Below are 24,607 nucleotides of genomic sequence, written 5' to 3'. Positions count from 1 at the left end.
AGTGGGGCGGCAAGGGAAAGAATACAACTGCGGGCGGCCGTAACAGTTGGTCAAATATTTCCCGCGGGCGGCATTCTTGATCCCGTCATCCCGAGGAGCGCGAAGCGCGTCTCGAAGGATGCACGGCCCCAGTGTGGCCGATTCATCCTTCGAGGCTCGCTCCGCTCGCACCTCAGGATGACGGATCGCCAGAGTCTGCGTAGCCCGGATGGAGCGCAGCGCAATCCGGGGAGGCGCATCGGGGCTTGTCCCGGATTTCGCTGCGCTGCATCCGGGCTACGGAAAATGGGCGTTCGCTCTACCGCATCCCCGGTGCCGCGGCATCGGCGGCCGGCTGGGTGCGGGGCCCGCCGCGCATGCGCGCCAGGAGCTCCGCGGTCGGCCAGGAATCCGCCGGCAGGCCGTACTTCATCTGCATCGCCTTCACCGCACTGCGGCTTGCCTGTCCGAGCACGCCGTCGATCTTGCCGACGTCGTAGCCGGCGCGCGCGAGCAGTCCCTGCAGCTCCTTGATCTCATTGAACGGCAATTGCGCGACCGGACCGTGCGGCCGCTGCAGCGGCGGTGCGCCCGCGATGCGGCCGGCGAGATAGCCGGCGGTGGTCGAATAGATCAGCGAGTTGTTCCACTCGGTGTAGGCGGCGAAATTCGCATAGGCGAGGAACGCCGGACCCATCCGGCCCATCGGCAGCAGGAGCGAGGCCGGCATCTCGTCATTCGGCAATGGCTTGCCGTCGGTCAAGCTGACGCCAAGCGATACCCATTTCGATCGCGGCAGCTTGATGGTGAGGTCGGCCTGGTCCCACGGGAAATTTGCCGCCTGCGGCACGCGCACCTCCTGCAGCCACGGCTCGCCGCGCCGCCATTTCAATCCGGTGGCGATGTAGTTCGCGGTCGAGCCGATCACGTCGGGGCCGCTTTGCAGGAGATTGCGGTGGCCGTCGCCGTCATAGTCGACCGCGTAGTTGAAATAATGCGTCGGCAAGAATTGCGTCTGGCCGAGCTCGCCGGCCCATGAGCCGATCATCTCGTCGGGCGTCAGGTCGCCGCGCTCGATGATCTTCAGTGCGGCGATGGTCTCGCCCTGGAACATCTCGGAGCGGCGGCAATCATAGGCCAGCGACACCAGCGATTTCAGCGTCGGCAAATTGCCCATCTGGACGCCGAAATCGCTCTCCAGTCCCCAGAACGCGGCGATCACCGCCGGCGGCACGCCATATTCCTTCTCGGCGCGCGCGAACGCGGCGGCATAGGTCCGGATGTATTGCTGGCCCTGCTGCATGCGATAGTTCGCGGCCATGCGGCCGGCGAACTGGGTGAAGATCTGCCCGAATACGCGCTGGCCGCGGTCGCGGTTGACGATGCCCTGGTCGTAGATCAGGTAGGGGGCGGTCTCCGCGATCGTGCGCTGCGAGACGCCGGCGGCGACCGCCTTCTGCTTCAGCTCGGCGAGGAAGCGATCGAAGTTTTGCCCGTTGTGGCAGGACGCAGCCCGCGGCGAGGCGACGGCGGCCGGGCGCGGCCTGACTGGCGCGGGATTCAAGGGGCTGGGCAACGGCTGCTGCGCCGAGGCGAGGGTGGAGAGCGCCAGCGCCCCCGCGATCGCTGCGATCATGATCCGGGCGCGGAGGGGAGAGGCTGGCATCGATGTCACCGGCTTGAAAAGGGGAATTGAAGCCCAATCTGCATACACCAGGGCGACACCGGGCAACAACGGGGGTAGCGCCGTTAGACCAATTGGGCTGAGGTAGGTTGAGCCGCGGCCGCTATGATCGGCCGGTGATTCGCGCGCAGGGGTGTCGGCGGATCGATCACGCCCGGAGGGACCCATGTGGAGTTTTCTCGAGCGTCTTTTGGATTCGTCGACGTTTTCGCCGCACGGCATCTGCCTGCTGTGGGAGCCCGGAGCTGATCTGGCTCCACGTGATTTCAGACGCGATCATTGCCGCTTCGTATTTCTCGATCCCGTTCGCGCTGGCGATCCTCGTCTCCAAGCGGCGCGATTTCCAGTTCGGCTGGATGGCCTGGCCGTTCGCCACGTTTATCCTCGCCTGCGGCCTCACCCATGTGTTCTCGATCTACACGCTGTGGGTGCCGATCTACGGTCTCGAGGGCCTGCTCAAGGCGCTGACCGCTGTCGCCTCGATCTTCACCGCAGTGCTGCTCTGGCCGCTGATCCCGCGGATCCTCGCGATCCCGACCGAAGAGCAGTTGCGGGAGGCCATGTCGCGCTCGCCGAGGAGGGACGCCAGCGCCAGCGATCGGAATTCCTGCTCGAGCGCTTTCGCGAGGCCGAGGCCAATGAGAGCAAGATCCGCCAGGCGCAGAAGATGGAAGCGGTCGGCCAGCTCACCGGCGGCATTGCGCACGACTTCAACAACATCCTCATCGTCATCACCGGCACGATCGACATCCTGGCCGAGGCGGTCACTCACAACCGCCAGCTCACGGAGATCACCGCGCTGATCCGCGACGCCGCCGAGCGCGGCGCATCGCTGACGCGGCATCTGCTCGCCTTCGCGCGCAAGCAGCCGCTGCAGCCGACCACGCTGTCGGCCAATAATGGGAGCGAAGCCCTTGCCGTGCTCGACAGCGGCGCGCCGATCGATCTGTTGTTCACCGACGTCATCATGCCGGGCGCGATGAACGGACGCGACCTCGCCACCGAGGCGCGGAAGCGCCGCCCGGGCCTGCGCGTCCTCTTCACTCGGGCTATACCGATGACGCCATCGATCAGGACGGCAAGCTCGAGCAGGGCATCCTGTTCCTGGCAAAACCCTACAGCCGCGCCGAGCTCGCCCGCATGTTGCGCGTCGCGCTGCGCGAGGAGGGGGCGGTGATTGCACAGGAGCCGGCGGCGTAGCGAGAGATCGTAGCCCGCATGAGCGAAGCGACATGCGGGACCGGTCTTACCCCGCATGTCGCTTCGCTCATGCGGGCTACGGACGGCGCCGCACATGACCAATCATTAACCCGCGCCGCGTCGCTGCGACGCACTGGTTCCCCTTGCGGCTTCTGCGGCAAAATCCCTACCTCAGCGGCGTCAGTTGTGGCAGCATTCCGCTCGCCGTGAGGGAACAACGATGAACTATTTCCGCACCGCGCTCCTGCTTGCCGGCCTCACCGCCCTGTTCATGGGGGTCGGCTATCTGATCGGCGGCGGCACCGGCGCCGTGATCGCGCTGATGGTCGCGACTGCGACAAATCTGTTCACCTACTGGAATTCCGATCGCATGGTGCTGTCGATGTACGGCGCCCATCAGGTCGATGCGGGCTCGGCGCCCGAACTCTACAATCTCGTCGCCGAGCTCGCACAGCGCGCCGCTCTCCCGATGCCGCGCGTATTCCTGATGGACGAGGCGCAGCCCAATGCGTTCGCGACCGGCCGCAACCCGGAGAACGCGGCGGTCGCCGTCACCACGGGCCTGATGCAGCAACTCAGCCGCGAGGAGCTTGCCGGCGTGATCGCGCATGAGCTTGCGCATATCAAGCATCACGACACGCTCACCATGACGATCACGGCGACGATCGCCGGCGCGATCTCGATGCTGGCGCAGTTCGGTATGTTCTTCGGCGGCAACCGCAACAACAACGGCCCCGGCATTGTCGGCTCGATCGCGATGATGGTCCTGGCGCCGCTCGGCGCCATGCTGGTGCAGATGGCGATCAGCCGCACCCGCGAATACGCCGCCGATAATTATGGCGCGCGCATCGTCGGTCAGCCGATGTGGCTTGCCTCCGCGCTCGCGAAGATCGAGAACGCCGCGCATCAGGTGCCGAACATGGAGGCCGAGCGCAATCCGGCCACCGCGCACATGTTCATCATCAACCCGCTGTCGGGCCACGGCGTCGACAACCTGTTCGCGACCCACCCCTCGACCGCGAACCGCATCGCCGCGCTGCAGCAGCTCGCCGCCGAGCTCGGCACCCAGACCGCGCCGCGCCCGGCCGGTGGAAGCTATCCGCCGCGCAGCCCGTGGGGCGGATCCGGCCAGCGCGGCCCGTGGGGGTAGGGTGAGACCAAGCCGTAGCCGCGAAGGCGGTGTGCTCCCTCGCCCCGTTCTTAGGGGAGAGGGTTGGGGTGAGGGGCTGTCTCCGCAAATACGGCGATAGCTGCACTCGCGGAAGCTCCCCCTCACCCGGAACGCATCTAGCGATGCGTTCCGACCTCTCCCCGCACGCGGGGCGAGGTGAAGTGAAGGCAGCTGCTACGCGCTCGCGGCGTCCAGCCGTTCGACCTGATCCTTGCTCAGCTCAAGTTCGGTCGCCGCGACCAGCGTTGCGACCTGCTCGGGCCTGGTAGCGCTGGCAATCGGCGCGGTGACGGAGGGTTTTGCCATCAGCCAGGCGAGCGCGACCGCGGCCGGCTCGGCGCGGGTTTCCGCGGCGACCTCGTCAAGACCGGCCAGGATGCGCATGCCGCGCGGGTTCATGTATTTTGGGATGCTGCGTGCACCGCGGGGGCTCTTGGCGAAGTCGCTCTCCGAGCGATATTTGCCGGTCAAAAATCCTGCGGCGAGCGAGAAGAACGTGATCACGCCGACGTCGTTCGCCTCGCAGACGCGTTGCAGCGCGCCTTCGTAGCTGGAGCGCTCGGCGAGGCTGTATTCGGGCTGCATGCTCTCATAGCGCGGCAACCCGTTCGCCTTGGCAATGTCGAGCGCACTCTGGAGCCGCTCCGCCGAGAAGTTCGAGGCGCCGATGGCCCTGACCTTGCCGGCCTTGATCAGCTTGTTGTAGGCCGCGAGCGTCTCTTCCTGCGGTGTCGTCTCATCGTCCTTGTGGGACTGGTAGAGATCGATGAAATCGGTCTGTAGCCGCCGCAGCGAATCCTCGACGGCGCGCGCGATGTAGTCCGGCTTCAGCCCGACATTGCCGCCTCCCATGTCCATGCCGACCTTGGTGGCGAGGATGACGCGGTTGCGGTTGCCGCGCGCCTTCATCCATTTGCCGATGATGGTCTCGGATTCGCCGCCGCTGTGGCCCGGCACCCAGCGTGAATAGACATCCGCCGTATCCAGGAATGTCAGCCCCTGATCGAGCACGGTGTCGAGCAGGCGAAACGACGACGTCTCGTCCACGGTCCAGCCGAATACATTGCAGCCGAAGCACAGGGGAGGGACAGTGAGGCCGGAGCGGCCGAGCGCGCGATGCTTCATGAGTTTTCTTTCGCTTGTTCTTGATGGCGGGTGCCGAACACTGAGGCAGATCGCCCTTGTTTGCAAGGCGTTGTCCCGCCACCGCCTAGCGGGCGCCGACGCGTCACTCGGCGGGCTCGGATGGATCGCGTTCGTCGGTCGGGTCAGGCGCGCTGCCCTTCAGTGCCGCATCGACCAAGGAGAGATTTCGTCGCAGAGCAGAAACGCGATTTTATTTGCCGCGGGTCTGATGTAGATTGCGCGGCGAGCTGCCACCGGTTGCGCCGAAATCCGGAGAATGAGCGGCAGCGCGACTGGCCATCGGCAGGCCATTTCTTCTCATTTTTCAGTACGAAATGCTCTGCCCGGGCCGCGCGCCTGGGTGAATGTTTTTTTCATTCCAACCAAACGGAGCGATTGCCATGCATTTCTGCTTCTCTGGTGAATACACCCCGCGTTCCCTGAACAACATCATGGAAAACCCGACGACGAATCGATACGAGGCCGCGAAGAAGTTGATTGAGGCCGCCGGCGGGAAACTGATTTCGATGTACAGCACGGCGACCGATGGCCCCGGCGTGATGGTGATCTTCGACGTGCCGGATCCGAGCTTCGCGCCTGCGGTCAGCGGCGTGGTGGTTGCGGCCGGCGCCATGCAGAACGTGCGGCTGGTCCGGCTCTTTACCCAGGACGAGATCAAGGTGGTGCGTCAGCACGCGACCAAGCTCAAGGCCGCCTACACGCCGCCCGGTGGCTAGCAGGCCGAGCGATCCAAAACGGCGCAGATTGATCTGATGGCCGGTGTCACTCTCGCGCGGCGGCGCTTGCTGGCGTCCCGCGCGGAGGCGAGGGCCGTTGCGCGCCGCTGATCCGGGGCGTCAACGGAATGGGCACTAGCTCAGGCGGATGTCCTGGCTACGTGCATGCCGGCCACAGCCCCGGCCGGTTGTGCCGTCGCATGACGTCCGCCGCCTCGCTCGGCCTCCGCTTCAGCAAGACGAGCGCAGTACGCGCTAAGGCGCGATGAGATCAGGGCGTGTACTCATGAATTCTTCGCGTCCGCTTTGATCTCGGAAGCTGACGTTGAGGCCGACATCGCCGTATGTCGGCCTTGGGCCAATAAGCAACATCCAAAGAAGTTCAGTTGACTAGGGGCGGGCCTCAAAGTTCATGTTGAACGGCGTCTCGGTCGCGCGACCGAACTACTTAGAGCCCGCCCCTATAACGCATGCTCGCATGTCCAGCTCTTCTTAGCGGACGACTAGCAAATGCGACAGGGGATGCGAAGTATCGCCTTGGCCGACCAGCGCCGCTTGGGGATGGAAAAATCACACCCCCCGCTTCTTCAGACCGAGCCCCTCGAACTGCGTCTTCTGCTCGTCACTCAGGTTCCAACGGAAATCGTCGACCGCGTCGTTCACGCTGATGATCGCCTCTCTCATCGCTTCCAACCGCGCCTTCGCGGCCTTAAGGCGGGCCGGTGGGGTGAGCGCGTCCTTTGGCGGGCATGGGTTTAAGGCTTCCATGGTGCCCATCGTGGTATCCTGCACCACTTCGAGCGCGGCGCGTTGCGTATCGTTCAGTTTCAGGCTGGCGACGATGTCGTCGAGGGGCCATTGCTGGGCGACGAGCTGGCGGTATTGCTTTTCGGCCTGTTGCTCGTCTTGCGGTTCACGGCTCGCCTGGCAGGCGGCGTCCTGCATCTCCTTCAGCTTCGCGGCCGCAGCGTTGGCGCGGCGGTCGCGTTCGGGCGTGTTGAGCTGGGCCTTCTGTTCATCGCTTAGGAGATCGTAGAATTTTTGAAATGGCGGCATAACGGTCGCAACTGCGCTCAGCATCGCGTTGACGCGGCTCTGCATGGCCGCGAATCGCTCCAGCGCGGTGGTTGCGGTCTGTGCTGTACAGGAAGCGCGGATGGTGTTGCCGGCGGAAATCCAGGCGCTCGCGAGCTCGTCGAAGGCTGCGCGCTGCGCCTCGTTCGCCGCGACCGCCAGGCCGATCCGCTCGAGGGGAAGGCCGGTCGTCTCGGCGGTGTCGCCGCTACAGAATTCCTGCACCGAGGGCGCTTTGCGATGCCGCCTCCCGGCGGGGCGCTCGGCCGCAAACGCTGAGAGATCGCTCGCAGCGTAAGGCGAGAAGATCGCGGCGTAGAGATCGCCGTAGCCATAGGCCCAGAAGCCGCTGCCATCATTGAGAAGCGCGTAGTCATAGAGATCGCTATAGGCAAACGGCCAGAAGAGCGGACCGACCCAGCCGTATGAACCGTCGGAGTGCTGCCACCAGCCTTGCGCAGCTCGGCCGCCCTGCCAGCCGGCCAGCGCGGCGACGGCAGTGAGCTGCGCGCGCTCACTCGGGCCGATCGACTCGGCGGCGGGGCGAAGATCTTGCGGTCTTAGAGCAGCCATGCGGACGCGGCTGTGGCGCGCCGCCATGCGTGCGTGGCGGAGACCTGCGACCGACAGCACGCCGGCCATCGCGAAGCGCGCGACACTCACGGGGCCGCCAACGCGCAGGCGGAAACCCGCCTCGGCCGTGCTCAGCAGCGCTCCCAGAACGCCAATTGCAACGCCGGCCGCAGCCATTCCAAGGCGGGACTTTGACATGATCTCTCCCTCGGTCTCTCCCTTGGCGGTCCAGGCCACATCGCGTCACAAATATGACTCGCAGCGGAACCGAAAGTTCCTCCCGCCGTTTTCATTGGGTGAACCCGCGGTCAGGTCACGACGTCAACGGATTAGTCGCGTCGAGTACACGCGCTGGGTCGAATCGTCATCGCGCGTTAGTTTGGTGTGTGATTCGCGCAAACGCGTTGTCGCGAGGGAAAGCCGCTTCGCACTTTTCCGGATCATGCTTTAGCGCACGTCGTCCTCGGTCGAATCCTCCTCCGTTTTCGGCGGCCAGGCGCCGCGCCGGACCAGCGCCTCGTGCAGGAGATGTGCACGCTGTTCGTCGCACCCGATGGCTGCTAGGTGGTCGAAGGTGCGATCAGCAAGGACGGCTGGTGCAAGGCCTTTGCCGCGATGGATTGATCGGTGGATTGATCCTTGGCTCACAACTCCCGCGCATTCGAGAACGCGAACGAGGACACGCGCCGCGTGGTCTCGTCCAGGATCAGGGTGCGTGTGATCGGCGGCTCGGCGCGCTGGCTGCAATTCTCGCGCTCGCAAAGCCGGCAGTTGACGCCGATCGGGGTACCCTCGACCTTTTCCAGATCCATGCCGGTGGCATAGACGAGCTTGGCCGCATGCCGGATCTCGCAGCCGAGCCCGATCGCAAAGCGCGGCTGCGGCTGCGGGTAGGGCGCCACCGGCCGGCGCACCATCTGCGCGATCGAGAAGTAGCGCGTGCCGTCCGGCAATTCGATCACCTGGCTGAGCAGGCGGTCCGGCATGTCGAAGGTCGAGTGCACGTTCCAGAGCGGGCAGGTGCCGCCGAACTTGGAGAACGGAAAGGTGCCCGAGGAGAACCGCTTCGACACGTTGCCGGCATTGTCGACGCGGAGCAGGAAGAACGGCACGCCGCGCGCGTTCGGCCGTTGCAGCGTGGTGAGGCGGTGGCAGACCTGCTCGAAGCCGGCGTTGAAGCGCTGCGCCAGCACATGGACGTCGTAGCTCAAGGCTTCGGCTGCGGAATGAAACGCCTGATAAGGCATCATCGCGGCGGCTGCGAAGTAATTGGCGAGCGTGATGCGGTAGAGCCGGCGCGCGGTATCGTCGAGCGGACCGGCGCGGCTGACGATGGCGTCGATCGAAGCGCCGCACTCGACAAAGCCGATCTGCAGCGCAAGCTGGAAGCTGCGGCCGGAGCTGTCGACCAGTTCGGAGATCAAGAGCTGCCGGCGATGCCGATCGAAACGGCGCAGCGTCTCGCGCATCACGTCGACCGGCATCACGCGAGTCAAAATCGAATGTTTTTCGCGGAGGCGCGTGGTCAGCGCCGTAAACAGGCCTTCGGTCGGCACGTTGAGCTCGTCGCGCAAATTCTCCGCGGCGGTCTCGAGCTCCGGAAAATAGTTGCGGTTGGCTTCGATCAGGTCGCGCACCCGCTCGATCGGATTGGCGTCGAATTGCGAGCCTTCGCGGTCGGCCATCTGCGCCGCCACCAGCGTCTCGCCGCGGCGCGCCTCGGTGTAGGCGGCGTAGAGCCGCTGCAGCGCGTGCGTCACGCCGGGGCAGAGTTCGGCGAGGTCCCGCAGCTCCTGCTTCGGCAGGTCGATCTGGCGGAACAGGGGATCGGAGAAGATCTCGTTGAGTTCCGCGAAGAAGCGGTCCTCGTCGGCGGTGGCGAGGTCGCGCAAGTCGAGGTCGTAGGTCTCGGCCAGCCGCAGCAGGATCTGCGCCGTCACCGGGCGCTGGTTGCGCTCGATCAGGTTGATGTAGGAGGGCGAGATGCCGAGCCCCTCGGCGATCTGGGTCTGCGACAGCCCCAATTGCTGGCGGATCCGCCGGAAGCGCGGACCGACGAACAGCTTCTTTCCGGATTCACCGGGCACGGGTTGGTCTCGCTTGCCGCAGCAAATTCTGACCGCCTCGCCCCGCGCGCGGGGAGAGGCCGGATCGCATCGCTAGATGCGATCCGGGTGAGGGGGACCTTCCGCGAGTCTCGCTGCGGAGACAGCCCCTCACCCCAACCCTCTCCCCGTAAGAACGGGGAGAGGGAGAAGAAAAACCGGCGGGCATGGCAGGCTTCCTGACCTATTATGTGACAAAATTTACAAGTCGACATTTATTACAAGTTCAGATGTTACATGACATCACCAATAAAAAACAAGGCATCTGTACGAACTTCGCGTTTTCGCGTTTATCTCCTGACACGCAATTCGCAATGCTCTGTCAAGAATGTCGATATGAGCAGATTGTGAGATCAAGGTGCACGCGGCTGGGCAAAGGCAGCCCGTTTTTTTGAAGGAGACTGACGATGAGCAAGGGCAGCAATTTCTGGGTGATCGGCGGAGAGTTCGGGTCGATGAACTTCCACAAGCTCGTCGAAGGCTCGGCCCAGGTCCGCGGTCCGTTCAAGACCCGCAAGGAAGCCGAAGAGTGCTGGAAGGAAGTCTCGGAAGAGAGTCGCCACAAGGCCGGCGTGCGCTTCTCCATCGTCGAGGAGCCGTCGCGGGTTTCGGCCTGAGCGCCAGAATTTCAGAGCTAAGAAAACGTCCAAGGACGGCGGCCCCATCCGGTTCATCCGGGTGGGGTCGACCGCTTTTGGGACAGCGTCAGGTATCTTTGATCTGGGGATAAGTGGCGGCCTAAGTGCTTGGGAACCAACGCCCTTTGCGGACATCTTGGTTGCTGATAGGTTAATGCGCAGGAAACCCGTCACCACGAGACCGCAAGGCATGTCCGATCCGCAGAACACCGGCAGCGAGGCGCGCGAGATGCGGCCGACGCTGCGAGAGGCGTTGCGACGGGCGCGGATCGAGGCGGCCGATCGCACCGGTGTCGTCGTCGAGTTGCGCGACGCCGAGGTGGCGCGGCTCGAGATCCTCAACGATGCGCTCGATCCGCTGTTCGCGCAGGTGCCGGACAAGGTCGATCTGTTCGACCGCGGCATCAGCCAGGGCGAGACGCCGCGGCTGTGGATCGACGTCGTCGCGCATGTGCTGATGGGGCGCGACAAGCGGATCTACCGCTTCGTGCAGGACACGAGGTTCGGCCGCATCGTGCTCGCCGAATCGCATGACGTGGCCGCGATCGTCGATGCCGTCACCGACTATGTCGCGCGCCGCCTGATCGAGCGCGAGCATGCGATGGTGGCAACGCCGCTTCCGGTTGCCGAGCCGCCGGCGCCGCCGCCCGTCCCGGTGGTGACGCCGAGGCGCCGCGGCGGGATCGGCATGTTCGTGTTCGGCTTCGTCATGGGCGCGCTCGCGCTGTTCGGTCTCGCGCTGTATGCGAGCTTGCAAAACTTCTAGCCGCTCAAGGGGCGGGGCATCGTGGTCATAACACCCGCCTCGGTATTTTTCGGCGTCCTGGCGGCGGCCGCGGTGGTCGGCAGCGCCGTGCTGTTCGGCAAGTGGCAAACGTTGCGACGTGCCGAATACATCCGCACCTTTCACTGGCCGGCGGGCCTGTTGGCGCGGCTCGAGAAGCGTCACCCCGGCTTCGCCCGCAAGGACAGCGCGCTGGTCTCGCGCGGCCTGCGGCAGTTCTTCCTCGCCTATCTGATGAGCGGCAAGCGTTACGTCTCGATGCCCTCGCAAGCGGCCGACGACCTCTGGCACGAATTCATCCTCTACACCCGCGAATACGGCGCGTTCTGCCGCCGCGCCTTCGGCGGCTTCCTGCATCACACCCCCGCGGTCGTCCTGGTGAAGGAGCGGCGCAGGAACAATGAGGGGCTGCGCCGGGTCTGGTGGTACTGCTGCAAATACGAGAACATCGATCCGGTCAGGCCGACCCGGCTGCCGCTGCTGTTCGCGCTCGACGCCAAGCTGAACATCGCGAACGGCTTCATCTATCACACCGACTGCGAGGCGCTGCGCCGCAGCGGCATCGGTGGCAGCAGTCCCTATTGCTGCGGCGATTTCTCCGACTCCTCGATCGACGGATCGTCAGCCGGCTTTGGCGATGCCGGCAGCGACGGGAGTGGCGGCGGCGATGGCGGTGACGGCGGTGGTGGTGGCGGCGACAGCGGAGGCGGCTGCGGCGGTGGGTGTGGCGGCGGCGCGGGCGGCGATTAGGAAAGTCGTGCTTGCTTCAATTCGCGAATGCCGACGTGCTCGCCGAGCCCGCGCACGGTCTGCTCGCAGCGCCACGCATTGCCGTCACGCTCGATCGTGAACAAATTGTAGGCCGCCGCCGGATAGTGCTTGCGCGCCAGCGCCGATGCCGACGGCACGCCGATCGCCGGGATCTTCCGCTCCGGGCCGTCGAACCACATCGTCGAATGGATGTGGTCGTGGCCATGCAGCACCAGCTCGACGCCGTGGCGCCTGAGCAGCGCCAGCAGTTGATGCGAATCGGTCAGCCGCTTGGCGCGGCCGTCGGAGTGCAGCGGGTGATGCACCAGGAGGACGCGGAAGGCGTCCTCCCGCGACAGCTGCGCGAGAATCGCATCGAGCGCATCGAGTTGAGGATGGCCGAGCCAGCCGGTCGCCATCAGCGGCGGGGTCGGCACCGCCGAGGAGACGCCGATCAGCGCCAGCGGCCCGCGGCGGCGCACGAACGGAAAATGCGTTGCCGCGCCGTCGGCGTCGCCGCGCAGATAGTCGCCGAAGTGACTGACGAAGCGATGCCGGGTCGCGCGCACATAGGCGTCGTGGTTGCCGGGGACCACGGTGACGTCGGCAGGCGAACCTACCCCCTCCAGCCATTGCCGGGCCGGATTGAACTCGGCATCCAGTGCCAGATTGACCAGGTCGCCGGTCACGGCAATGTGGTCCGGCTGCTGCGCCTGCATGTCCGACACCAGCGCGTCGAGCACGTCGCGGCGGTGATATTTGTGACGGTTGCGCGTCCAGTTCAGATAGCCGAAGGCGCGCTTGCCGGCGAGATCGCGCAGCCGCGCCACCGGCAGCGGCGGCAGATGCGGGTCCGACAGATGCGCGAGGCGGAACGCCGCCATCATGCGATTCCCTTCGGATTGTCCGCGAAAAGTGGCCGGCAGCGGGTCATGTCGTGCTATCCCGAACGTCCTGCCCTGTATTGGCAAGAGCTGCGCAGGCGCGCAAGGATCAAAGCACGGATCAAACACCATGATGTCGAGGGTTCAGTGACGGTCCTGCTCGATTTACGCAAGCGCTACGAGCCGCAGATCAGATGGGTGTTTCATTTCTACTGGCGGCTCGTCCGCAGCATGACGCTCGGGGTCCGTGCCGTCGTGCTCGATGCCGACAACAGGGTGTTCCTGGTCAAGCACAGCTACGTCCATGGCTGGTATCTGCCTGGCGGCGGGGTCGAGGTCGGCGAAAGTTTTATCGAGTCGCTGCGGCGCGAATTGGAGGAGGAGGGGCGGATCGAGCTCAAGGGCGAGCCGGTGCTGCACGGCATCTTCCACAACAGCCACGTCTCGCCGCGCGATCATGTCGCGGTCTACGTCGTCAGGAACTACCGGCAGGACCGCCTGCCGGAGCCGAATCGCGAGATCGTGGCCTGCGGCTTCTTCGATCCGGCTGATCTGCCTGACGAGACCACCCCGGGCACGCGGCTGCGGATCGCGGAGGTGCTCGAGGGCAAGCCGCCGACGGCGACGTGGCGGTGATGGACCGCGCCCGCGCCAGATGCTATCCCGCGCCCCACAATGACCGAATTGTCCCTGACCATCCTGCCCGAGACCCCGAAAGACGCCCAGGCGATCGAGCGTCTGCACGAGCGCACCTTCGGGCCTGGCCGCTTCGTGCTCAGTGCCTACCGGCTGCGCGAGCATGTCGATCATTTGCTCGATGTCTCCTTCACGGCGCGGATCGGCACGCTGCTGGTCGGCTCGGTGCGCCAGCTGCCGGTCACGATCGGCGATACGCCGGCCCTGATGCTTGGGCCGTTGACGGTCGAGCCGCCGTTCCGCAGCCGCGGCGTCGGCCGTGCGCTGCTCGAGCGTGCGATCAACGACGCCCGCGCCAAGGGCCATCGGCTGATCGTGCTGGTCGGCGACGAGCCGTACTACGCGCGGGTCGGCTTCAAGCCGGTCCCGAAGGGGCGGATGACCATGCCCGGCCCGGTCGATTACAGTCGCCTGCTTGTCATGGAACTGGTCGACGGCGCGGCCGAGGGCGTGTCCGGGCCAATCCTGCCGGACTGGAGCAAGGCAATCTGACATCCGCGCGAGCGGTGCCGGAACGGTTGCGCACCATCGGAAACTGAAGCACAGTTGAGGCAAGCGCCGGGACAAGACCGGCGCATGTCATATCAACAGGGAGAGTGCGCGCCATGATCAAAGTCAGTGTGATGTATCCGAACAATCCAGGCGCACGCTTTGATCACGACTATTATCGCGACAAGCACATGCCGCTGGTGAAGGCGCGCCTTGGCGACGCGTGCAAATACTACACCGTCGACAAGGGTCTCGCCGGCGGCGCACCGGGGCAACCCGCAACCTATGTCGGAATGTGCCACATCTTCTGCGACTCGGTTGAGGCCTTCGCGGCCGGCATGGGCAAGCACGCCCAGGAGATCATGGGCGATATCCCGAACTACACCGATCTGCAGCCGGTGATCCAGATCAGCGAAGTCGTCGTCGGCCACTGATCGTCCAGACCGAGCAGGTTACGCGGCTCCCCTCAGAGACGCTCGTAGCCCGGATGAAGCGAAGCGAAATCCGGGATCAGTCTCACCGCGGGAGCAGTCTCCCGGATTGCGCTGCGCTCCATCCGGGCTACGCGATAAATCCCTCTGCCGCTGGCGGCAGAGGGATGACCTTGGCTCAGAACTTCAGATTGGCGAACGCCCGTATGCCGAGGCCCGGCATCAGCACCTCGTCCTTGGTATAAGAAACGGAGTTGCGGATGTTCTGGTTGAGCAGGTTGTTGCCGACCAGACCAAGCGTCATCTCGCGTGCGCCGATCCATGACGAATTCAGCTTGGTGTTGTAGGTGATCTCCGCGTTGAGGAGATTGTAGCCCGCGGTCGGGGTCTCGCCGATGACAGCGATGTCGTTCTGCGCGAAGGCGTGCACCAGATTGATGCGGGTCAGCCAGTTGCTGTCGCGCCAATAGAAGCCGCCGCCAAGCCGCACCGGTGGAATCCGCGGCACGTTGGTGCCGTCGGTGAAGGTCGCGCGCACCACGTCGAACTGGTTCTCGATGCCCCAGATGCCGCCGTTGAGCGGGCCGATGTCGAGCTGGCTCTGGAACTCGGCGCCGCGGAAGATCGCGTCGCGCTGCGAGTAGCGCGCCTGGTTCAGTTCGAGGCCGGGGCCGAGCTGGCACGCGCTCTCGTCACACGTGTTGCCCGTCAGCCGGCGGAATATGAAGCCGTCGAACCTGGTGTAGTAGCCGGTGAGTTCGAACCGCAGCGGTCCGGTCGCCCGCCGTAGTCCGATCTCGATCGATTTTGCGGTTTCGATGCCGAGATTGGGATTGCCGATGTCGAACGTGGCAGTCGCATCGTGTGGGCCGCGCGAGAAGAGCTCGGCCGGTTTCGGCGCGCGTTCGACGTATTGGGCGGTCGCGCTTGCTACCAGATCCCACGGCAGATTCTGGATCAAGCCGATGCTGCCGCTCTTGGGTGTGAAACTGGGATTTTGCGGTGTCGCTGGACCGATGCTTGCGGGGTCGGTGGCCACGTCGAACACGGGGGGAATGAAGGCCGGCGTTGTGCCGGAAAGATCGACGTGTTCGATCCGCCCGGCAATCTGTGCTTTGGTGGTGTCGGTGAACTTCAGCTCGTTGAACACGTAACCGGCGACCCTGTTGTTCTTGTTGGGGTCCCATAATCCGTTGAGCGGGCTGGTCGGATCGTCCGGACTCGGGGCGGTCAGCTCCTGGTGCCCACCCTGCAGGCCGAATGCCGTGGTCACGGTGGCGAAGCGCGCGTTGAACGGCATCATCTGCACCTCGACGCGCGCCTCCTGCTCCTTGCTGGTGAAGGTCTGTCTCACGCCGTCGCTCAATGGATCGGCCGGATCGGCAAGGCCAATCTCGTTGTGGCGATAGTCGGTCGCGCCGACCCAGAACCGCACGGCGTCGATCGCCGCGGCATCGGGCCGGTACTCGCCCTTGACCGCGATCTTGGTCTGGTGCGCGTCGATCCGGGTCTGGTGATCGGCGCCGTCGATACCGGGGATGTGGTAGAGCGAGTCGTTCTGGGTGATCGCCGCGCCGATAAAGCCGCCCTGGAAGAAATAGGAGGCGCCGACTGACGCGCCGTCCGACTGCGTCGCGGAGTTCGGCTGGCGTCCATTAAACGGCTGGCCCGGGACGAACAGATAAGGGTAGCTCGGAATGCTGTAGTCGCTGGTGGTGCGGCCATAGACGTCGGCATGCACGGCGACATTGTTGCCGCCGGCGTCCAGCAGCATGCCGCCGTCGACGCCGCGATTGACCGAGCTCACCGACGTGCGGGTCTCGACATTGAGGCAACCCGGGCCGCCGGCATCGGCCAGCGGCGCCTTCACCGGCAGCCCGTAGGATTGGAACGGCGCCGCCGTGCAGGTCGGCATCGCATCGGGGATGCGGTTGTTGGTGGCGCTCACTACGCCGCCGATCGAGGTCGAGCCGTAACGCAGCGCGGCCGGGCCGCGCACCACCTCGATCTGATTGGTCGAGAGCGGATCGATCGGCACGAAATGATCTTCGCCAAGATCCGAGGCGCCGCCACCGCCGAGACCATTCTCGACAATGCCGACGCGGTTGACGTCGAGGCCGCGGATGATCGGCCGGCTGGATGCGCCGGGGGCGAAGCTCGAACCGGTGATGCCGGGCTTCGAGAACAGCAGATCGCCGAGCGTGGCGGCGCCGGAGCGCCGCAGTTCCTCGTTCGGGATCACGGTGACGGTGGCGAACTGATCGGTGACGACGGGCAGCACGCCCTGCTGCGGTGCTGGCGCCGCCGCTGCGGGCGCCGGTTGTACCGCGGCGGCGCGTTCGCGGCTGCGGCTCGGCGCAGCCCGAGCAACACGGGTCGGCGTGCGCGTCGGCGCAGTCCGGTGCCGCTGGATCGGGCTCGGCGCCGTCACGGTGATGTCAGGCAGTTGCGTCGGCGTCTCCTGGGCCAGCGCGCCGCTACTCATTGCGCCCAGCAATAGCCAGCTCGCGCTCCCGATGTGGAATGCTCGTTTCTTCTGAAGTGTCATTGTCCCGATCCAAGTCCCGATCCAGGGCCCGTCGAAATGACGGATCGATCCCGATTTGCCCCGCTGGAGCAGGCCGCATGTGACGCGGCCGTCCGCTCAGGGCGTGCAGCAACCAGTCGATGTCAGGACAGGGGAGGGGCGCGGGAATGAAAGGCCGCAGGCGCCGACTTCAGATGGAGGAATTCGGCATTGGTGGTTCGGAACAGAAGCTCGACGGCTTCCGGCAGCAACAGCACCGGCGGCGCCGTGAACAGCATGCTGCTCGCGAGCGAGATGACGGCGCAGATTGCGCAATTGTCGGCCGGATGCCGGTCGTTGTCGTGCTTGGCGGGCGGCTTGGTCCCGGTCACCTGGACCGCGAGGTCCGGCGTCGCCGAGGTCCCGATATAGGCGAGATCGATCAGCGACAGCCCGGTCTGAACTGCGGGCGCCGCTTGCGCGGCCGCGATCGGATGGAAATGCCCGAACGACAGCATGAACTGGACGGCGAGCGCGAACAGCGCCAGCCGCGAGCCAGTCTTGATGTGTCGCCGGAACCACTGCATGCCGATAACGCCCGCCCAATCGGGAGCGCGTCAACACCCAAGCGCCCCGATGTTACATTATAACATCGGATGGCATCCGCGATGTCAACCGGCGTTCAGACAATCCGTGTCGATGCATTGCCTGTGTGTGCTTGATGCAACGCAGACGTGAGCCCGGCCGGACTCAGCGTCCCTCGCGCAGCCATGTTGCCGCGAATGCGCCGAGCAACAGCAGCAGGCCAACCAGGCCGGCGAACATCGGCAGCACGCCGACACCCTTCACGACGCTGGCGTCGCGCATCTTGACGCCGAGCCAGCCGTCGCCGCGGAAGATCGAGGAGGAGCGTACCGGCACGACGCGCGGCATGTCGACGCTCGAACCGTCGACGATGCGCCGGGCGTCGCCGCCGGTTGCCTGCGCCAGCGGCTTCAGCATGTCGGTGGTCGAGGTGACCTCCGAGAATTCCTTCGGGTTGGTCGGCCCGACATTGATCAGCGCCTTCAGCGTGCCGTCGGTGGCCTGCCACAGGCCGAGCTCGTTGGCGGGCAGCGTCGCGCGCCACTCGCCGGGATCGCCGGCGGTGAGCGTCAGTTCATGCGTGGTGCCGCTCGGCGACGTCACGGTGACCGGCGATACGGTGTCGGCCATGGTCTGGCGCACCACCATGAGATCCTTACCCTGCACCTGCATGCGCAGCGCCTCTTCGTCGAGGTCGGGCTGCTTCATCAGCCAGTGCGACACCCGCCGCAACAAATCGAGATGCGGGCCGCCGCCCTCGTAGCCGCGCGCCCACAGCCAGATGTGGTCCGAGAGCAGCAGCGCGACGCGGCCTTCGCCGAAGCGCGACAGCAGCAGCAGCGGCTTGCCGTCGGCGCCGGTCATGACCGGCGGATTGATCGCGTTGCGGGTATCGACGGTGCGGAAGAAGCGGCTCCAATGCGGCGGCTCGGCATTCGAGCCTTCCAGCCCGCGCGTCACCGGATGGCGTTTACCGGCATCGCTCAGATGCGCGTAGAACGGCTTCTCGGTCACGCCGACCGGTTCGGCCGGCAACACGGAGTCCAGCGGCGTGCGCCAGATGCTGGTGGTCGAGGCGTAGTCGGGGCCGGCGGACACCAGCACCGCGCCGCCGGCGCGGACATAGCGCGCGATGTTGTCGAAATAGGCGATCGGCAGCACGCCCTGGCGGGCGTAGCGGTCGAAGATGATCAGCTGGAATTCGTTGATCTTCTGCTGGAACAGCTCGCGGGTCGGAAATGCGATCAGCGACAGCTCGTTGATCGGCGTGCCGTCCTGCTTCTCCGGCGGACGCAGAATGGTGAAGTGCACGAGATCGACGCTGGGGTCGGACTTCAGGAGGTTGCGCCAGGTGCGTTCGCCGGAATGCGGCTCGCCGGACACCAGCAGCACGCGCAGCTTGTCGCGCACGCCGTCGATCGCGACCACGGCGCGGTTGTTGACCGGCGTCAGCTCGTTCTCGAGCGGCGAGGCCTCGATCTCGACGATGTTGGGCCCGGCGTGCTTGATGTCGATGTCGACGCTCGAGGTCTGGCCGCTGGTCAGCGTGCGCTCGTTGATCACTTCGCCGTCGCGGCGGATCGTGACCTTGGCGCGCTCGCCGGTGACGCCCTGGTCGTCGAGCCGGAAGGTGATGGTCTGGGTCTGGCCGACGATGCCGAAGCGCGGCGCGGCGGTGATCGCGATGCGGCGGTCGCGCTCGTCCTTGCGGCCGGTGATCAGCGCGTGGACCGGCGCCTGGAAGCCGAGCGCCTGGGCGTTGGCGGGAATGTCGTGCACGCGGCCATCGGTGATCATGAAGGCGCCGGCGACGCGCTCGACCGGAACGTCCGACAGCGCCGACGTCAGCGCGCCGAACAGCTTCGTTCCGTCGGTCTCGCCATCGGCCTGACCGGCCTCGACGACGCGGACCTCGAGGCCCTTGATCTGCTTCAGGCTGTCGACCAGCGCCTGCCGCGCCTTGTCGGTCTCCTGGTTGCGCGTGCCGAAATTCTGGCTCGGGCTCTTGTCGACTACGACGGCAGCGACCGAGGACAGCGGCTCGCGGTCCTCGCGGGTGAAGGAGGGATTGGCCAGTGCCAGCAGGATCAGCGCCAGCGCCGCGACCCGCACCGCGGCGCCCCGCGCGCGCGACACAAGCAGCAGCACGGCAATGACGACGATCGCGCCGAGCGCGAGCCACAGCACGAGCGAAGGAACCAGCGGTGTGAACGCGATGCCGTAGTTCATGACGTCACTCCGTCATTCCGGGGCGATGCGAAAGCATCGAGCCCGGAATCTCGAGATTCCGGGTCTGGTCCTTCGGACCATCCCGGAATGACGGTGTTGGCAGCTGAAGCACTTGCATCTCTATTGTCCCAGCCGCTCGATCAAGGCAGGCGCGTGCACCTGGTCGGCCTTGTAGTTGCCGGTCAGCGTGTACATCACGATGTTGACGCCGGCGCGGAAGGCAAATTCGCGCTGGCGCGGCTCGCCCGGCGTCAGCGGCAGCATCGGCTGGCCGTCGGGGCGGATCGCCCAGGCGCCGGCGAGGTCGTTCGACGTGATGATGATCGGCGAGACGCCGTCGCCGCCGCGCGCCGGGCGCTGCGCAGCCTCGTCGTCGTCCTCGCGCGGCAGCGCCTCGACCCAGGTCTGACCGGAGTTGAAGCGGCCGGGGAAGTCGCGCAGCAGATAGAACGTCTTGGTCAGCACGTGCTCGCGCGGCACCGGCTCGAGCTCGGGCACGTCGAGGGTCGACAGCAATTCGCGCAGCGTCTGCATGCCGGGCGTTTGCGATGAGCCGCTGTCCCCCGGCGGCGCTTCGACGGCGTCACGGGTATCGAAGATGACCGTGCCGCCCTGCTTCATGTAGGCGTCGATCTTGTTGATGGCGTCCTGCGGCGGCTTCGGCGCGCCCGGCACGATCGGCCAGTAGATCAGGGGGAAGAACGTCAGCTCGTCGCGCGCGGGATCGATGCCGACGGGATCGCCGGCTTCCAGCGCGGTGCGCTGTCCGAGGAACAGCGTCAGTCCGGACATCCCCGCCTTGACGATGGAATCGACGTCGGCATTGCCGGTCACGACGTAGGCCAGCCGCGTCTGCGACACCGCCTTGATGGCGAAGTCGTCGCTGCTGGCGTTCTGCGCGCGGCTCGGCGAGGGCACCATCGTGGTCGCAAGGATGAAGGCCAACGCGAGCACGGCCGGTGCCGCGCGCCGCCGGATCAGCGCGGCAAGGCCGCCGCCGAGCATGGCCACCACGATCGCATCGAGCAGGAACAGCGCCAGCGCCGTCGACAGCATGATGCCGCGCAAATCGCGCGGCTCGGCGTTGGTGTAGCTCGCACGCGTCGCGCGCAGGGCCGAGGTGTCGAGCGGCGCGATGCGATCGGCGGAGGCGAGCGTGTTGACCGCGATCGGGCTCTCGGCCGTGCCGTAGAAGCCGGGCGGATGGTCGGCCGTGCCGCGATCGCGATAGTCCGCCGACATCGGCTTGGCGCTCGAGGGCGGCGGGCCGAAGACGCCGAAGCCGTCGAGCGTGCGCAGCGGCGCAACCGTCTCGGCATTGGGATCGCTGGCGACGCCCGGGCCGGGCTTCGAGGTATAGCCGGACATGTCGATCAGCCGGCGCAGCATCTCGACGAAGGTGCCGGACATCGGCAGATCCGACCAGCGCATGTCAGCGCCGACATGGAACAGGCTGACAACGCCCTTGCCGCGACGCTCGCCGGTGACCAGCGGCGTGCCGTCCTCCAGCGAGGCCCAGCTCTTGGTCGAGAGCACGGCGTCGGGCTCGGCCAGCACCTGGCGGTTGACGGTGATGTCCTTCGGCACGGTGAGGCCCGAGAACGGGCCATCGGCGGCGAACGAGGCCATGTGCTGCGGCTTCTCCCAGGTCAGGCTGCCGCCGAGCGTGCGTCCGCCGCGGCGGAGCTTGACGGGAACGAGGTCGTCATCGGCCTGGGCGAGGCGCGGACCTGCGAAGCGCACCAGCACGCCGCCTTGCTCGATCCAGGCATTCAGCCGGTCGCGAATCTCTGGCGATAGCGTGCCGACGTCGGCCATCACGATCATCGGCAGCCGCTGGTCGAGGAATTGCCCGATCACCTGCTGCGGCGCGCCGCGATCGCCGAGCCTGACATCGGCGAATGGCGACAGCGCCCGGGAGAGATAGAAGGTCGACGCCAACAGCGGCTGCGCGGTGTCGTTGCTCGCACCCGAGACCACGCCGATGGCGCGGCGGCGCCAGCGCCGGTCGAGCAGCTGCACGGCGCCGGCCGAATGCTCGCCGGAGATTTCGAGCCGTGCGATGTCGTTGCGCAATTCGACCGGAAGATCGAAGGCGGCTTCGGTCTCGCGATCCTGCGGTCCGAATGTGTAGCGCGCCTCGCCGATCGGCGATCCCTTGGCGTCGACCGCGCGCACCGTTCCCGCCGCGATGCCGCTCTCGGTGCGCAGCACCTTCACCGTCATCTTGGCGGCGGCGTTCTCGGCCGCGACCAGCGCCTGCGCCGACTGCGCACCGCCCGCATAGATCGTCAGATTGCGGCTCTCGATCACCTTGCCGAGCCCCTCGGTGAATTCGCTGCCGCGTCCGGTGTCGACGCCGTCGGACAGCCAGGCGATGTCGCAGTCGCCGGTCGACTTGAGGAAACGTCCAAGCGCGCCGAGAGTTTCAACCCGATCGACCGAGTAGGGCTTCGGCGCGAGCTGGCGCAGCGCGACGCGCGCGGCGCCGGCCGGCATCAGTGTGATGTCGCGCGCGGGCTCGGACAGCGGCACCAGCGCGACGCCGCGGCGGTCGCTGTCGGCGTTGGCGATCAGTTCGTCCGCGGCCCTTATCCGCGCATCCCAGCTCGAGGCCGCGCTCCAGCCGTCGTCGAGCAGGATCACCAGCGGCAATTTGCCGGCGGCAACGCCGGTCTGTGGATTCCAGATCGGGCCGGCGGCTGCGAAGATGACGAGCGCGGCGGCGGCGAGCCGCAGCAGCGTCAGCCACCATGGCGTGCGCGACGGTGTCTCCTCCCTCGGCGCGATGTCGAACAATAGCCGCGTCGGCGGGAATTCGATCCGGCGCGGCCGCGGCGGCATCACGCGCAACAGCCACCACAGCACCGGCAGGCTGACCAGCCCCAGCAGCAGCAGCGGTTCGGCAAAGGAGAGGGGGAGGCCTGCGATCATGCGCTGCGTCCCGCCTTGACTATTGAGCGGCCGCCGCCCTTGCTCACCATCATGCCGGCATGCAGGAACAACAGCAGCTCGGCAGCGGAGCGGCTGGTGGTATGGGTCGAGAACAGCCAGTCGAGCCGATTGGTCTCGCCGCGGATCTGGTCGCGATGCAGCGCGACCCGGGCGACATAATCGCTCGCCCAGCTCTCGGCGCGGCCCGCGGTGATGACGCTGCCGATCTCCGGTTCGACGAATTCGACGCGCCCGGAATAGGGGAAGGTCTCTTCGGCGGGATCGACGACCTGGATCATGGTGCCGTGCGCGCCGGAGGAGGAAAGCCCGGCCAGCATCGTCGTGATCTCTGTGATTGGCGACCAGAAATCCGACAACACGACGACTTCGGCCAGCGACGACGGCACGAAGGACGGCGGCAGGCTCGCGCGCGTCTTCTCGTCGTGCAACATCGCTTCCGCCATCTTGTCGATCACGTTGAGGCTTGCCGTCGGATTCAGCAGGCCGGGAATGCCGACGCGTTCTCCGCCCGCAACGAGCAACTCGGCGAGCGCGAAGGCTACGATCAGTCCGCGCTCCAGCTTGCTGTCGCGCGCCTCGCGCGAGGCAAAGGCCATCGACGGCGAGCGGTCGGGCCAGATCCACACCGTGTGCGCGGCTTCCCACTCCTGCTCGCGGACATAGAGATGGTCGTCGCGTGCCGAGCGGCGCCAGTCGACGCGCTGCGACGGCTCGCCGGAGACGAAGCGGCGGTATTGCCAGAAATTCTCGCCCGAGCCGGCGCGGCGGCGGCCGTGCAGGCCATGGATGACGTTGGCAGCGACACGGCGGGCCTCAAGCACCAGACGCGGCAGCGATGCGGCGAGCGTTCGGCTTTCGCCATCGGCACGTCGAACCGCAAGGATCTCCTCGTTGTGGTGCCTGTTGTCTGCGGCCATCAACCGATCCGGGTCTTCAGTTGCTTGATCACGTCGGGAATGGTGCGACCCTCGGCGCGCGCCGAGAACGTCAGCGCCATGCGGTGCTTGAGCACGGGCTCGGCGAGATCGAGCACGTCGTCGATCGACGGCGCGAGTCTCCCGTCGAGCAATGCACGGGCGCGCACCGCGAGCATCAAGGCCTGGCTGGCGCGCGGACCCGGGCCCCATGCGATCAGCTTGCCGGCCTCGCCGCCCTCGGTGCCGGGACGCGCGGCGCGGACCAGCGTCAGGATCGCCTCGACCACGGAATCACCGACCGGCAGCCGCCGCACCAGGCGTTGCGCGGTGAGCAACGTCTCGGCGTCCATCGACGGCTTGGCCGCGGCCTCTTCGGCGCCGGTGGTTTCGAACAGGATGCGCCGCTCGGCGTCGCGATCGGGATAGTCGACGTCGATTTCCATCAGGAAGCGGTCGAGCTGCGCCTCGGGCAGCGGATAGGTGCCTTCCTGCTCCAGCGGGTTCTGTGTCGCGAGCACGTGGAACGGCTTTGGCAAATCATGCCGCGCGCCGGCAATGGTGATGTGCTGCTCCTGCATGGCTTGCAGCAGCGCCGACTGGGTGCGCGGGCTGGCGCGGTTGATCTCGTCGGCCATCAGCAGTTGCGCGAACACGGGACCTGCGATGAAGCGGAACGAACGCTTGCCGGCCGAGCTCTCGTCGAGCACTTCGGCGCCGAGAATGTCCGACGGCATCAGGTCGGGGGTGAACTGAATGCGCTTGGCATCGAGGCCGAGCGTGACGCCGAGGGTCTCGACCAGCTTGGTCTTGGCGAGGCCGGGCACGCCGATCAACAGCGCGTGGCCGCCCGACAGAATCGTCACCAGGGTGTTTTCGATCACCTGCTCCTGGCCGAAGATCACGGTGGAGACCGCTTCCTTGGCGGCCTTGATCTGGCCCGCGACCTGCTCGGCCGAACGGACGATCACATCCTCCAGTTTCTCGACGCTGTCTGCACCAGCCATTCGATCCGCTCCTTCTTGACGATGCGCGCACATCGGCGCGTCGTCATCATCTGTCGTCATCTCGGCCCTCATGCTAAACCTGAGCGAAGGC

The 24,607-nt window shown here is 66.1% G+C and carries 20 protein-coding genes and 2 pseudogenes; 10 read left to right on the top strand and 12 right to left on the bottom strand.

All coding sequences use genetic code 11. The features are described 5' to 3' along the window. Positions 1-298: 298 nt before the first annotated feature. Complete coding sequence (locus ACVMIH_RS20070; protein WP_456855419.1) at positions 299-1,645, bottom strand: lytic murein transglycosylase; 1,347 nt, start codon at positions 1,643-1,645, stop codon at positions 299-301. Positions 1,646-1,779: 134 nt separating this feature from the next. Between ACVMIH_RS20070 and ACVMIH_RS20065 the strand changes: the two are divergent. Beyond that, positions 1,780-2,136, top strand: a pseudogene (locus ACVMIH_RS20065) (hypothetical protein); the annotation flags it as partial. Here the strand turns inward: ACVMIH_RS20065 and ACVMIH_RS20060 are convergent. Next, positions 2,100-2,369, bottom strand: a complete 270-nt coding sequence (locus ACVMIH_RS20060) for a hypothetical protein (protein ID WP_456866708.1) — start codon at positions 2,367-2,369, stop codon at positions 2,100-2,102. The pseudogene ACVMIH_RS20065 and the gene ACVMIH_RS20060 sit on opposite strands and share 37 nt — an antisense overlap. Here ACVMIH_RS20060 and ACVMIH_RS20055 point away from each other — a divergent pair. Together ACVMIH_RS20055 and htpX are read left to right on the top strand one after the other, a co-directional pair. Then, positions 2,256-2,863, top strand: a pseudogene (locus ACVMIH_RS20055) (response regulator); the annotation flags it as partial. The gene ACVMIH_RS20060 and the pseudogene ACVMIH_RS20055 sit on opposite strands and share 114 nt — an antisense overlap. A 220-nt stretch (positions 2,864-3,083) precedes the next feature. After that, the gene (gene htpX / locus ACVMIH_RS20050) at positions 3,084-4,013 is read left to right on the top strand and encodes a zinc metalloprotease HtpX (protein ID WP_456863097.1); all 930 of its coding nucleotides are present in this window, start codon (positions 3,084-3,086) and stop codon (positions 4,011-4,013) included. A gap of 195 nt (positions 4,014-4,208) precedes the next feature. Here the strand turns inward: htpX and ACVMIH_RS20045 are convergent, their stop codons facing one another. After that, positions 4,209-5,159, bottom strand: a complete 951-nt coding sequence (locus ACVMIH_RS20045) for an aldo/keto reductase (RefSeq protein WP_057016967.1) — start codon at positions 5,157-5,159, stop codon at positions 4,209-4,211. A gap of 401 nt (positions 5,160-5,560) precedes the next feature. Here ACVMIH_RS20045 and ACVMIH_RS20040 point away from each other — a divergent pair, with 401 nt between their 5' ends. Further along, positions 5,561-5,896 (top strand): GYD domain-containing protein, encoded by a 336-nt coding sequence (locus ACVMIH_RS20040; protein WP_057016969.1) that lies wholly within the window; start codon positions 5,561-5,563, stop codon positions 5,894-5,896. A 570-nt stretch (positions 5,897-6,466) separates the two neighbouring features. Here the strand turns inward: ACVMIH_RS20040 and ACVMIH_RS20035 are convergent. Further along, a complete protein-coding gene (locus ACVMIH_RS20035; protein WP_456866524.1) occupies positions 6,467-7,720 on the bottom strand; it encodes a Spy/CpxP family protein refolding chaperone in 1,254 nt (417 codons plus the stop codon). 467 nt (positions 7,721-8,187) lie between these two features. After that, a complete protein-coding gene (locus ACVMIH_RS20030) occupies positions 8,188-9,630 on the bottom strand; it encodes a helix-turn-helix domain-containing protein (protein WP_057016971.1) in 1,443 nt (480 codons plus the stop codon). Between the two features lie 425 nt (positions 9,631-10,055). Here ACVMIH_RS20030 and ACVMIH_RS20025 point away from each other — a divergent pair, with 425 nt between their 5' ends. The 3 genes from ACVMIH_RS20025 (at position 10,056) to ACVMIH_RS20015 (ending at position 11,820) form a co-directional block, all read left to right on the top strand. Then, on the top strand, positions 10,056-10,265 hold the full coding sequence (locus tag ACVMIH_RS20025; protein ID WP_016839740.1) for a DUF4170 domain-containing protein: 210 nt from the start codon (positions 10,056-10,058) through the stop codon (positions 10,263-10,265). A gap of 211 nt (positions 10,266-10,476) precedes the next feature. Then, positions 10,477-11,052, top strand: coding sequence for a hypothetical protein (locus ACVMIH_RS20020; RefSeq protein WP_057016972.1), 576 nt, complete (start codon positions 10,477-10,479; stop codon positions 11,050-11,052). 21 nt (positions 11,053-11,073) lie between these two features. Continuing rightward, a complete protein-coding gene (locus ACVMIH_RS20015) occupies positions 11,074-11,820 on the top strand; it encodes a glycine-rich domain-containing protein (protein WP_456863094.1) in 747 nt (248 codons plus the stop codon). Here ACVMIH_RS20015 and ACVMIH_RS20010 read toward each other — a convergent pair. Beyond that, on the bottom strand, positions 11,817-12,704 hold the full coding sequence (locus ACVMIH_RS20010) for a metallophosphoesterase family protein (protein WP_456782435.1): 888 nt from the start codon (positions 12,702-12,704) through the stop codon (positions 11,817-11,819). The genes ACVMIH_RS20015 and ACVMIH_RS20010 overlap by 4 nt on opposite strands. Before the next feature lie 147 nt (positions 12,705-12,851). Between ACVMIH_RS20010 and ACVMIH_RS20005 the strand changes: the two genes are divergently transcribed. From ACVMIH_RS20005 to ACVMIH_RS19995, 3 genes are all read left to right on the top strand, one after another. After that, complete coding sequence (locus ACVMIH_RS20005) at positions 12,852-13,340, top strand: NUDIX domain-containing protein (RefSeq protein WP_016839736.1); 489 nt, start codon at positions 12,852-12,854, stop codon at positions 13,338-13,340. Between the two features lie 39 nt (positions 13,341-13,379). Then, on the top strand, positions 13,380-13,892 hold the full coding sequence (locus tag ACVMIH_RS20000; protein WP_057016974.1) for a GNAT family N-acetyltransferase: 513 nt from the start codon (positions 13,380-13,382) through the stop codon (positions 13,890-13,892). Between the two features lie 113 nt (positions 13,893-14,005). Beyond that, positions 14,006-14,323 (top strand): EthD family reductase, encoded by a 318-nt coding sequence (locus tag ACVMIH_RS19995; protein ID WP_016839733.1) that lies wholly within the window; start codon positions 14,006-14,008, stop codon positions 14,321-14,323. 175 nt (positions 14,324-14,498) lie between these two features. Here the strand turns inward: ACVMIH_RS19995 and ACVMIH_RS19990 are convergent, their stop codons facing one another. From ACVMIH_RS19990 to ACVMIH_RS19965, 6 genes are all read right to left on the bottom strand, one after another. After that, complete coding sequence (locus ACVMIH_RS19990; protein WP_057016975.1) at positions 14,499-16,868, bottom strand: TonB-dependent receptor; 2,370 nt, start codon at positions 16,866-16,868, stop codon at positions 14,499-14,501. A gap of 122 nt (positions 16,869-16,990) precedes the next feature. Continuing rightward, positions 16,991-17,413 (bottom strand): DUF2946 family protein, encoded by a 423-nt coding sequence (locus ACVMIH_RS19985; RefSeq protein ID WP_456863091.1) that lies wholly within the window; start codon positions 17,411-17,413, stop codon positions 16,991-16,993. Positions 17,414-17,576: 163 nt separating this feature from the next. Beyond that, on the bottom strand, positions 17,577-19,640 hold the full coding sequence (locus ACVMIH_RS19980) for a hypothetical protein (RefSeq protein ID WP_057016977.1): 2,064 nt from the start codon (positions 19,638-19,640) through the stop codon (positions 17,577-17,579). 120 nt (positions 19,641-19,760) lie between these two features. Next, on the bottom strand, positions 19,761-22,571 hold the full coding sequence (locus ACVMIH_RS19975; protein ID WP_076830466.1) for a DUF4159 domain-containing protein: 2,811 nt from the start codon (positions 22,569-22,571) through the stop codon (positions 19,761-19,763). Next, positions 22,571-23,512, bottom strand: a complete 942-nt coding sequence (locus ACVMIH_RS19970) for a DUF58 domain-containing protein (RefSeq protein WP_076830268.1) — start codon at positions 23,510-23,512, stop codon at positions 22,571-22,573. The genes ACVMIH_RS19975 and ACVMIH_RS19970 overlap by 1 nt, the downstream gene beginning before the upstream one ends. Beyond that, positions 23,512-24,516 (bottom strand): AAA family ATPase, encoded by a 1,005-nt coding sequence (locus ACVMIH_RS19965; protein WP_038386028.1) that lies wholly within the window; start codon positions 24,514-24,516, stop codon positions 23,512-23,514. The genes ACVMIH_RS19970 and ACVMIH_RS19965 overlap by 1 nt, the downstream gene beginning before the upstream one ends. Positions 24,517-24,607 lie beyond the last annotated feature (91 nt).

The sequence above is a fragment of the Bradyrhizobium sp. USDA 4503 genome (genome assembly GCF_054055815.1).
The sequence above is the reverse complement of the archived record's forward strand: the minus strand, read 5'-3'. Positions and strand labels throughout refer to the sequence as shown.

Excerpts from the sequence above, each read along its gene's own strand:
- ACVMIH_RS19990 (WP_057016975.1), bottom strand. The coding sequence starts at position 16,868 with ATGACACTTCAGAAGAAACGAGCATTCCACATCGGGAGCGCGAGCTGG.
- ACVMIH_RS19970 (WP_076830268.1), bottom strand. The coding sequence starts at position 23,512 with ATGGCCGCAGACAACAGGCACCACAACGAGGAGATCCTTGCGGTTCGA.
- ACVMIH_RS19985 (WP_456863091.1), bottom strand. The coding sequence starts at position 17,413 with ATGCAGTGGTTCCGGCGACACATCAAGACTGGCTCGCGGCTGGCGCTG.
- ACVMIH_RS20070 (WP_456855419.1), bottom strand. The coding sequence starts at position 1,645 with ATGCCAGCCTCTCCCCTCCGCGCCCGGATCATGATCGCAGCGATCGCG.
- ACVMIH_RS19965 (WP_038386028.1), bottom strand. The coding sequence starts at position 24,516 with ATGGCTGGTGCAGACAGCGTCGAGAAACTGGAGGATGTGATCGTCCGT.
- ACVMIH_RS20040 (WP_057016969.1), top strand. The coding sequence starts at position 5,561 with ATGCATTTCTGCTTCTCTGGTGAATACACCCCGCGTTCCCTGAACAAC.
- ACVMIH_RS19980 (WP_057016977.1), bottom strand. The coding sequence starts at position 19,640 with ATGAACTACGGCATCGCGTTCACACCGCTGGTTCCTTCGCTCGTGCTG.
- ACVMIH_RS20035 (WP_456866524.1), bottom strand. The coding sequence starts at position 7,720 with ATGGCTGCGGCCGGCGTTGCAATTGGCGTTCTGGGAGCGCTGCTGAGC.
- ACVMIH_RS20020 (WP_057016972.1), top strand. The coding sequence starts at position 10,477 with ATGTCCGATCCGCAGAACACCGGCAGCGAGGCGCGCGAGATGCGGCCG.
- ACVMIH_RS20025 (WP_016839740.1), top strand. The coding sequence starts at position 10,056 with ATGAGCAAGGGCAGCAATTTCTGGGTGATCGGCGGAGAGTTCGGGTCG.
- ACVMIH_RS20010 (WP_456782435.1), bottom strand. The coding sequence starts at position 12,704 with ATGGCGGCGTTCCGCCTCGCGCATCTGTCGGACCCGCATCTGCCGCCG.
- ACVMIH_RS20000 (WP_057016974.1), top strand. The coding sequence starts at position 13,380 with ATGACCGAATTGTCCCTGACCATCCTGCCCGAGACCCCGAAAGACGCC.
- ACVMIH_RS20045 (WP_057016967.1), bottom strand. The coding sequence starts at position 5,159 with ATGAAGCATCGCGCGCTCGGCCGCTCCGGCCTCACTGTCCCTCCCCTG.
- ACVMIH_RS19995 (WP_016839733.1), top strand. The coding sequence starts at position 14,006 with ATGATCAAAGTCAGTGTGATGTATCCGAACAATCCAGGCGCACGCTTT.
- htpX (WP_456863097.1), top strand. The coding sequence starts at position 3,084 with ATGAACTATTTCCGCACCGCGCTCCTGCTTGCCGGCCTCACCGCCCTG.